Below are 8,974 nucleotides of genomic sequence, written 5' to 3' on the forward strand. Positions count from 1 at the left end.
CAAGGTCCAGCACTTCCTCGTCGAGTACATGGGCCTCTATTGGCCCGACGGCGATGCGGACAAGCTCCGTAAGGCCGCCAAGGCGTGGCGCAAGTTCGCGGGCGAGGTAGAGAAGGTCCGTACGCCGGTCAACAACCAGGCCACGTCGCTGATCCACAACAACAAGGGTGAGGCGATCGAGGCTTTCGAGGTCTTCTGGCACCGGTATGCCAAGGGCCCGAAGGACGGCTGGCTGCAGGACCTCGCGGAGTCATCCAAGGAGATGGCGGACGGGCTGGAAAAGCTCGCCGAAGCCATCGATAAGGCGATGGACGACCTCTGGGAGAAGATCATTGAGGACGTCGTCGTCCTGGGCGCTGCCGTCACTCTGGCCTTGGCAACCGGTGGTGCCCTCACTCCCGCCGCCGGAGCCGCCGCGACCGCGATCGTGGAGGCCGGTGCAGCGCTCGGCATCGCCGTGTCCACGACCGTGGCCGAAGTGGCGGGCGTGACGCTGGCCTCGGCGGCCCTCGGCGGCCTGGAGTCCGTCACGGTCAACCTGGCCGTCGCCCAGCCCATCAGGATCGCGCAGGGGCGGCAGGACGGCATCAACTTCACCGAGGCCGGCAACGCCGCCAACGACGGCATGCTTTACGGCGGCATGTTCGGCGGGATGGGCAGCCTCGCGAAGAACGCCGGAGCCGCGGGCGGTTTCCGCAACCTCTTCAAGGGCGTCCGCCCCATGGACGTCGAACTCGCCCAGGCCGCCCGCCTCCCCGTCAACATCGACTGCGCCCTGGACCCCATCGACGTCGCGACCGGCGCCATGCTCCTGCCGGCGACGGACGTGACCCTCCCCGGCGCGCTGCCGCTGGTCGTCGAGCGGACCCACGTCTCCTCGTACCGGTCGGGCGCCTGGTTCGGCCCGACCTGGGCGTCCACCTTCGACGAGCGCGTCCAGATCGACGGCGACGGCGTCGTCTACGCGGCCGCGGACGGTATGCGCCTGGTCTACCCGGTGCCGACGCCCGGCGAGCAGGTCCTTCCGGTGAAGGGCCCGCGCAGGCCCCTGACCTGGGACGGAACGCCCGGCGGCGTGATGACCATCGCCGACCCGCAGACGGGCATCACCCGCACCTTCGGCGGCCTGGTCCCGACCGAGGAGCCCGGCATCCTCCAGCTGCCGCTGGAGAGCGTGGAGGACCGCAACGGCGCGCGCATCGACTTCGAGCGCACGGCGACGGGCACGCCGACCGGGATCCGCCACTCGGGCGGCTCCTACGTGGCCGTCGAGACGGACGTCATCGGCGAGGCGGGCGCCCGCGTCACGGCCCTGCGCCTCCTCGACGAGCCCCCGTCCCCGTACGAGCCCCCGACCGCCCCCGGCCGCGGCACGACCCTCATCCGCTACGGCTACGACGACGCGGGCAACCTCACGGAGGTCACCAACTCCAGCGGCAAGCCCCTGCGCTTCACGTACGACGCCGAGGGCCGAATAACCTCCTGGACCGACCGCAACGACACGTCGTACGGCTACACGTACGACGCGTCCGGTCGCGTGGTCCGTACGGAGGGGAGTGACGGTTTTCTCTCGGGCACGCTGGCGTACGACACCGCGACCCGCACGACTACGGTCACCGACTCCCTCGGCCACGAGCGCACGTACCGCTACAACGCGGACGCCCTGGTCACGGAGGAGACTGACCCGCTCGGCCACAAGACGCTGACCAAGTGGGACGATCGGGGTGCGGACCGCCTTTCGGTGACGGATCCGCTGGGCCGGACGACGCGTTACGAGTACGACGAGGCGGGCAACCTCGCGCAGGTGACCCTGCCGGACGGCTCACAGGGTTCGGCGCTCTACAACGAGTTCCGCAAGCCGGTGGAGGTCACGGAGCCGGGCGGCGCGACGTGGCGCCACACGTACGACGACCGGGGCAACCTCCTCACGACGACGGACCCGGCGGGCGCGGAGACGCACTACGCCCACGACGACCAGGGCCGCCTGGCCGCGGTGACCGACGCCCTCGGCCACACCTCCCGCATCACCTGCGACGCGGCCGGACTCCCGGTGGAGATCACCGACCCCCTGGGCCACCGGACGACGGTTGTCCGGGACCCCTTCGGCCGGATCGTCGAAGCGGTCGACCCACTGGGCCGGGCCACCCGGACGACGTGGACGACGGAGGGCAAGCCGTCGCGGCGCGAGTACCCGGACGGGACGAGCGAGACATGGACGTGGGACGGCGAGGGCAACCTCGTCACCCACACGGACCCCGCGGGCAACACCACCCGTCACGAGGCCGGACACTTCGACCTCCCCACGTCCCGCACGGACCCCGACGGCACGACGTACGCGTTCGCGTATGACACCGAGCTGCGGCTGACGGGAGTGACGAACCCGCAGGGGTTGGTGTGGTCGTACGCCTATGACGCGGCGGGTCGGCTCACGTCCGAGATGGACTTCAACGGCCGCACGCTGACGTACGTGCACGACGCGGCGGGCGGGCTGACCACCCGCACGAACGGTGCGGGCGAGTCCTTGCACTTCACGCGTGACGCGCTGGGCCGCGTCACGGAGCAGCGCGATGACGCCGATGCGGTGACGACGTTCTCCTACGACGCCGCGGGCAACCTGGCCGGTGCCGTGAACGCCGACGCGTCGCTCGTCTACGAGCGGGACGTGCTCGGCCGGGTGCTGACGGAGTCGGTGAACGGGCGTACGGCGAGCTACGCCTACGACGCGCTGGGCCGCCGGGTGAGGCGCGTGACGCCGTCCGGGCTGGCGTCCGAGTGGACGTACGACGCGGCGGGTCGGCCGGTGGAGCTCAGCGGCGAGGCGGGCGGGCTGACGTTCACCTACGACGCGGCAGGGCGGGAGACGGAACGCCGCCTGGGCGAGGGCGCGACACTCACGCAGGAGTGGGACGCGGCGGACCGCGTGACGCGCCAGGTAGTGAAGGGCGCGGAACGCCTCCTCCAACACCGCGAGTACGCGTACCGCGAGGACGGCTACCTCACGGAGATCCGCGAACTGACCTCCGGTACGCGCCGCTTCGACCTGGACCCGTCCGGTCGCGTCACGACGGTGCGGGCGCACGGCTGGACGGAGCGGTACGCGTACGACGGAGCCGGCAACGTCACGAGCGCCACGGCCCCGGCCCACGCGGCTGCCGGCCGACGGGAGTTCGAGGGCACGCTCATCCGCCGGGCGGGCGGAACGCGCTACGAGCACGACGCGCAGGGCCGCCTGATCAGCAAGACGGCCCGGCTGCTGAACGGTCAGACGCGCGTCTGGACGTACACGTGGGACGCGGAAGACCGCCTCAGGGAGGCGGTGACGCCGGAGGGGGAGCGCTGGCGGTACGCGTACGACCCGCTGGGCCGCCGCATATCGAAGAGCCGCGTGGCAGGCGACGGCGAGGCTGCCGCTGCTGAAGAAACGCTGTTCTCCTGGGACGGCACGAGGCTGGCGGAGCAGACGACAGCCGACGGCAGGGTCACGACCTGGGACTACGCCCCGGGCACGCACCGCCCCCTGACGCAGACGGACCGCACGCACCTGGTGCGGTCGGCGGGCAAATCCCTGATCGCGGATTTCGCAGAGGGCGACACCGAACGGGACTTCGGCACCCGTTTCCACGCCATCGTCACGGACGCGGTCGGCACCCCCACGGAACTGATCACGCCCACGGGCGAACTGGCCTGGCAACACCGCACGACCCTCTGGGGCACCCGCCTCCCGTCCCCACCGTCAGACGGCATCGACTGCCCCCTCCGCTTCCCAGGCCAGTACGCGGACTGGGAAACGGGCCTGCACTACAACCTTTTCCGCTACTACGATGTTGAAGCCCATCGTTATGTGACTCCGGACCCATTGGGCTTGGAGCCGGCAGGCAACCACTATGGCTATGTCGTCAACCCCTATGTCTGGGCCGATCCTCTGGGCTTGGCGCCTCAGGGATGCAAGGTTGTTCAGCAGTCACACAAGTACTCACCCAGCAGGAATGCATCATTCCGGGAGGCGAAGCGGGACTTGGGGATCCCGATGTCGCAGCAGCCAGACGAACTGCAAATGGTGCCCATGACTGGTCGTTCTGGTCGGCAGATCATGGATGATAATGGGAATCCTGTGATGACGCGTGAGTACATATACACCCGCAATGACGGTAGTCGTGTCATTATTCAGGATCACTCGGCCGGTCATAAGTACGGGGAGGGGGGAGTGGGCGATCAAGAGCGTCATCTCAATGTGAGACCGATCGACAACCCTCGGACCGGCAAGGTGCCTGGCACTGCGCAACACTATGAGTACTAATGAAGGTGATCTATCGATGTGGGCTGAGCTACTGACGAACCCAGCCGGAATCACCAGCATTTATGGGGGATCCCTGCCTCCGCTCCAGGGGGTTCATATCCATGAAGTTTCTCTGAATCGAGAAGGGCCGACTCTTAAAGTGCGGTTCGATCTTTCTGAGTACCCTGAGCGGGCGCCAAGGAAGTGGGTGTCTCAGGGGTTCAATACCGTTCAGATCGAGCTTTGCCTGTCGGGAGTCCGTGATGTCGCCTTGACTGGTTTTGGGACTGACCCGATTGCGGATATCATCTTGACGCGCACCAATTCCATCGAAATGGAATTGGTGTCCGCTCAGGCTCGAATTAAAGCAACCGCGGATTCCGTGTTCATCTCGAACATCTCCGCGTATCTTGATGATCGTGAGGGAGGGTCCTGAAAGGGCTGATCGAATGCGAAGATCTCGATGAATGGCGTTGGTGAAGGTGGCATGGACTGGCTCTCCGTCGAAGAGGAGTGTGTCCTTGTTAATGCCAAGGAGATGTCGCCTCTCTGGTCCGTGCTGGCTGACTGGACTGATAGCGAAGACGAAGCCGAGTGGTCGGCTGTTATCCCTGTTTTCGCTGAGATCATCGGTCGGTGGGAGCGCTCCGGGTACGTCGAGGTGTACCGAGGTGAGGAGTGGCCGGCGCATCAGGGTGGGGAGAGGCTGACCGGGGACGTGCTTGAGGAGACGCTTCGCCGACCGTCCACCTGGGAGTATCGGGAACGCCCTCCGGTGATCGGGTTGCTGGCGGTGCCCGGAAGCTCCGTGCTGTATTCCCCGCCATCGGATTGATGTCCGTGAATCCCGATGAGTATCCGGAGATCAAGTCCTGGGTCGACAGTTACACAGGCGACTTGGACTCCGTCGACTTCTTCAATCAGCACTGCGCGGTGGGCACGTGGTTGGCCTTCGTTCACCTGATGAACCCAGAGTTCGTCGAGGTGCGGGGGTGCGTGTTGCGGAAGCGTTCGTACACGCCCGGGAACTTTGACGACTGGTACCGCCAGCTGAATGGTGACGTCCGCAGCATCGAAGCCCTCCTCAACCGCTTCGTGGTCGGGTACGAGATCGGCTGCGGTGACACCGCCGAGGAAGAAGAGGCGCTCGGGGACATTGCCCGGGCGGTGGCTCGGTCCTGGGAGGCGGCGCTTGGGCGGGCCTTTCCGCAGAGGCGGTTTGATGTGCGGGTTCTGGATACCGACGATGGGCCGACCGTTGTGTTCGGCCAGGTGCCGTCTGCTCCTGCGGCCCTTCAGGAGCCGTGGCTGCGTGTGGTCTCCCGGGACACCATCGCCAGGGAAGTCGACCTCTTGCCTGCGTCGTCCGGGATGACGTTCGTCGCGCGGCTGGACGGGGCCGCGATGGCCGACGGTGACGGGATCTTCGAGCAGTTCTGGGAGCGGTTCAGGTTTCCCGACTACTTCGGCTGGAACTGGAACGCGCTCTCCGACTGCCTGCGGGATCTCAACTGGCTGCCTGCCGACCGGTACCTCGTCGTGATCGAGAACTCGGCGCAGTTGCTCTCAGCGAGCCCGGAGGACAGGGCTGCATTCTTCGCTTTGCTGAAGCAGGTGGCGGAGCACTGGCGCAGCCCGCACCACAAGCCCCGAGGCGTCGGGATTCCGTTCACCGTGCTGCTCGTTTGCGAGCCCGGCGAGGCGGGTGCGGACCTCCTCGGTCCGGGGGAGATTCCTGACGTGTTTGTCTACCCTGTGGAGTTTCTCCGAGCGGTCGAGAGCGGTCTCGTAGGGCTCGAACCGTGGTGGCTGCTGGAAGGTGACGCGTTGCGGGCGCGGGCCGTGGGGCTTCTGGAGCGGTTCCCCGAGCGGCGCCTGCTGCCGTTCGCACGGCGTGAGGACAACGACGACGTCGCCTGCTGGGACCTGGACAGCGGGGCGGTGCGGGTCGTTCATGACTTCGCCACGCCCGGACGGGAGAATCGGCAGGAATTCGCTACGTTCTACGACTGGCTACGAGCTGCGTTGGAAGACTTTATTGAGTTTGCGGGGGCAGACAGTCCCAGGGCTACCACGCCCGCGGCGTATGGCGGGGCGTGACGCGGCCGGACTGTTCTGACGCGGCGCTCCGGAACGCTTCCATCAGGGGGCTTCCCGGGTACTCGTCGAACCACGGGTACTTCCGGCGGTAGTAGCAGGACCAGTAGCTCACCGCGCGCCGTTGAGTGCGGGCGAAGAACGCAGGGTTCTGTGTGATGAAGTCGCCGTAGAGCCTGCGCTGGGCCGAGTGGGGGACGGTGAGACCGGGGAGGCCTCGGGAGATCGACTCCAGGATCTCCACCACGTATTCGCCGGAGAGCTGGACGACGAATGGGACTACCCAGGGTTTATCGCACCTCGTGATCTGTTCGAGGTGGTCCTGCCGGACCCTGCCGTCGTGGTGCCGGGTGTACAGGCAGTGCAGAATCGTCTGCTGTGTTGCCGTCAGGGCCCGTACTGACTCTGCGGGCGGCGCGCCGTTGTAGATCCGGGACGGGATGGTGAGGGATTCACCCTCCACCTTGACGTGGAAGGGCGGCATCGGCGAAAAAGTGGCATCTGGCATGACTGCCACTACACGCTCTACGTCGCCCCCAAGGGCGCGCGGAAACGCTGATGAAAGCTGCACGGGCGGCGCTTCTTCAGTGGCGAATCAGCAGGAGCAACGTGCTCAGGGCCAGCATCACGAGGCCCGCGAAGGTGAAGCCCACGCCCCTGAAGCGGAAGTTGGTCGTGGTGAGGCTGCTGGTGGTGACCGACGGCATGGTCAGGCTGTTGGAGCCGGTGAGGCGGCGGTAGATCCGTTCGGATCTCGCGCGGGCTATGGCCGCGTGTGAGTCGGCGGCGCCGCCGATGTTGAAAACGAGACGCAGGCCGAAGACGATCGTGGCCAGGCCGCCTATTGCGAACAGGATGGGGATTGCTATGCGCATGATGCCTCATCGTATCGGCGTGACACGTGGGGGTCCGACTCCCGCAGCTCCTGTCTGCGGCTGCGGTTTAGTTCGTCCGGAATTTGGTCGTTTACTTCATCTGTCGGCCTGGCCACTGCATGACCCTTGTGGCCGGATGGCCCTGGCACACTCCCTCGCTCAGAAGAGAGGCCGACTATGCGCAAGTCCCGAGCAGTACTCGGCATTGCCGCCGGGCTGGGTGCCGTCGCGTTCACTCTGGGGACCGGGGCAGGGGCCCAGGCCCAAGCACCGCACCCCCTCACCGGGCCCGCCGCCGGCAAAGCTGTGGTCGACGTCAGATCCGGCGCCGAGCTGCCCGGCATCAGGTCATCCGTCAGACCCGCCGCCGACACCGTCTACCGCACCCCCGCGTTTACCAACAACCTCGGCAACCAGTGCCTCGACGGAGACCGGACCACGATCCCCAACAACGGCGCCAAGGTGCAGCTCTGGGGTTGCAACAGCTGGGACAACCAGAGCTGGTACTGGACGCCCGTTCCCAACCAGCCCGTCGGCCACTACACCATCCAGAACGGCTACCGCTCGCAGTGCCTCGACGGCGACCTCAACACCATCCCCAACAACGGTGCCAAGGTGCAGCTCTGGGCCTGCAACGGGTGGAACAACCAGAAATGGGTCTTCCGCTAGGCCCCACTCCCTGTAGCCCCCACTCCCTGTAGCCCCCACCGGGCCCCGCTCCGTGCGCTGCCGGTTCCTGTGCGCGCCCCGGCAGCGCACCCCGCTCCCCTCACTCGTCTCCCCAGTCAGCATGCCTCCCCCTGGAGTCGTCCGGCCTTCCGCCCGGCCCCGGTGAGTGGGAAACTGCCGCGTATGCGGGCATTGGGGCGCCTACGGGGACGATCGGTGCTGTGTGCAGCTGGTGCAGTGGTGCTCATGGGCGCCGCGGCCGTGGGGCTCGCCGGCTGCCGTCAGGAAGGGCCCGGCGGGCTGGACTCGGTCGTCGTCGCCGTGAACGCCGGCAAGCGGGCCACCGCTCGCCTGGAGCACGACGGCTATCCCGTTCAGTGGCTGACCTGCACGGGCAAGGCCGAGGACCCCGGCGTCACGGAGAAGGGCGGGGCGCGCCCGGTCACCGCCGTGGGTGTCGACTGCGACGGCCGCACCACCGGCGGCCAGAAGATCATCGTCTACGGGCGGGTGACCGGCCTGTACGACGACTCCTGTGTGCAGGGGAAGCTGACCGCGAAGGTCGACGGGAAGACGGTCTTCACCGCGAGCGTTCTCGGTGACTGCTCCGGGAGCGGGATCACGAACGGCGGCGGCAACGGCGACAAGCCCACCAGCAACGGCGACAAGCCCACCAGTAACAACGGCAACAGCGGCAACAACGGCGGCAAGGGCGACAAACACTGGCAGGGCGGGCACCCACAGTCCAAGTAGGAAGCCGTCCAGCACCCCCGCTTACCCTTGGTCCATGCCCGAAGAGTCCCCGCTCATCAAGAGCCTGCGTGCGGCCGTCGACGCCGCGCCCGACGACGTGCCCCTGCGCCTGCACCTCGCCCAGCTCCTTCTCGAAGCGGGGCTCGTCCAGGACGCGATATCCCAGGTCGCCGCGGCTCTGCAGCGGGAACCGGGCAACGCCGAGGCGCAGGCGCTGATCGCCCGCGCCGTCGCCCCGCCGGTGACCGCCCCGGCCACGGCCCAAGCCCCGGCCACCCCGGCCCCCGCCCCGGCCACTCCGGCC

The 8,974-nt window shown here is 67.4% G+C and carries 9 protein-coding genes; 7 read left to right on the forward strand and 2 right to left on the reverse strand.

Features of this window, described 5'->3' with window-relative positions:
* Positions 1 to 28: 28 nt before the first annotated feature.
* From IF61_RS0113265 to IF61_RS36545, 4 genes are all read left to right on the forward strand, one after another.
* Positions 29 to 4,297: an HNH/endonuclease VII fold putative polymorphic toxin gene (locus IF61_RS0113265; protein WP_245684501.1), complete on the forward strand. Its 4,269-nt coding sequence runs from the start codon at positions 29 to 31 to the stop codon at positions 4,295 to 4,297.
* A 16-nt stretch (positions 4,298 to 4,313) separates the two neighbouring features.
* On the forward strand, positions 4,314 to 4,712 hold the full coding sequence (locus tag IF61_RS34110) for an Imm50 family immunity protein (protein ID WP_157848602.1): 399 nt from the start codon (positions 4,314 to 4,316) through the stop codon (positions 4,710 to 4,712).
* A 51-nt stretch (positions 4,713 to 4,763) separates the two neighbouring features.
* Positions 4,764 to 5,111, forward strand: coding sequence for a hypothetical protein (locus tag IF61_RS0113270; protein WP_030366548.1), 348 nt, complete (start codon positions 4,764 to 4,766; stop codon positions 5,109 to 5,111).
* A gap of 62 nt (positions 5,112 to 5,173) precedes the next feature.
* Positions 5,174 to 6,376: a barstar family protein gene (locus IF61_RS36545; RefSeq protein ID WP_211264879.1), complete on the forward strand. Its 1,203-nt coding sequence runs from the start codon at positions 5,174 to 5,176 to the stop codon at positions 6,374 to 6,376.
* Here the strand turns inward: IF61_RS36545 and IF61_RS32300 are convergent.
* Together IF61_RS32300 and IF61_RS0113290 are read right to left on the reverse strand one after the other, a co-directional pair.
* The gene (locus tag IF61_RS32300; protein ID WP_245684499.1) at positions 6,345 to 6,881 is read right to left on the reverse strand and encodes a hypothetical protein; all 537 of its coding nucleotides are present in this window, start codon (positions 6,879 to 6,881) and stop codon (positions 6,345 to 6,347) included. The genes IF61_RS36545 and IF61_RS32300 overlap by 32 nt on opposite strands.
* A gap of 76 nt (positions 6,882 to 6,957) precedes the next feature.
* A complete protein-coding gene (locus IF61_RS0113290) occupies positions 6,958 to 7,248 on the reverse strand; it encodes a hypothetical protein (protein WP_030366550.1) in 291 nt (96 codons plus the stop codon).
* A gap of 177 nt (positions 7,249 to 7,425) precedes the next feature.
* Here IF61_RS0113290 and IF61_RS33360 point away from each other — a divergent pair, with 177 nt between their 5' ends.
* The 3 genes from IF61_RS33360 to IF61_RS0113305 form a co-directional block, all read left to right on the forward strand.
* On the forward strand, positions 7,426 to 7,917 hold the full coding sequence (locus IF61_RS33360; RefSeq protein ID WP_078660176.1) for an RICIN domain-containing protein: 492 nt from the start codon (positions 7,426 to 7,428) through the stop codon (positions 7,915 to 7,917).
* A 246-nt stretch (positions 7,918 to 8,163) separates the two neighbouring features.
* Positions 8,164 to 8,670 (forward strand): hypothetical protein, encoded by a 507-nt coding sequence (locus tag IF61_RS0113300; RefSeq protein WP_157848603.1) that lies wholly within the window; start codon positions 8,164 to 8,166, stop codon positions 8,668 to 8,670.
* A gap of 34 nt (positions 8,671 to 8,704) precedes the next feature.
* The coding region (locus tag IF61_RS0113305) for a tetratricopeptide repeat protein (RefSeq protein WP_030366553.1) at positions 8,705 to 8,974 on the forward strand (270 nt) is incomplete at its 3' end.

The organism is Streptomyces roseoverticillatus (assembly GCF_000719265.1).
Lineage (GTDB): Bacteria > Actinomycetota > Actinomycetes > Streptomycetales > Streptomycetaceae > Streptomyces > Streptomyces roseoverticillatus.

What these genes read in the sequence shown, in the direction of transcription:
- IF61_RS0113300 (WP_157848603.1), top strand. Translation starts at nt 8,164, where the DNA reads ATGGGCGCCGCGGCCGTGGGGCTCGCCGGCTGCCGTCAGGAAGGGCCC.
- IF61_RS0113265 (WP_245684501.1), top strand. Translation starts at nt 29, where the DNA reads ATGGGCCTCTATTGGCCCGACGGCGATGCGGACAAGCTCCGTAAGGCC.
- IF61_RS34110 (WP_157848602.1), top strand. Translation starts at nt 4,314, where the DNA reads ATGTGGGCTGAGCTACTGACGAACCCAGCCGGAATCACCAGCATTTAT.
- IF61_RS32300 (WP_245684499.1), bottom strand. Translation starts at nt 6,881, where the DNA reads ATGCCAGATGCCACTTTTTCGCCGATGCCGCCCTTCCACGTCAAGGTG.
- IF61_RS33360 (WP_078660176.1), top strand. Translation starts at nt 7,426, where the DNA reads ATGCGCAAGTCCCGAGCAGTACTCGGCATTGCCGCCGGGCTGGGTGCC.
- IF61_RS0113270 (WP_030366548.1), top strand. Translation starts at nt 4,764, where the DNA reads ATGGACTGGCTCTCCGTCGAAGAGGAGTGTGTCCTTGTTAATGCCAAG.
- IF61_RS0113290 (WP_030366550.1), bottom strand. Translation starts at nt 7,248, where the DNA reads ATGCGCATAGCAATCCCCATCCTGTTCGCAATAGGCGGCCTGGCCACG.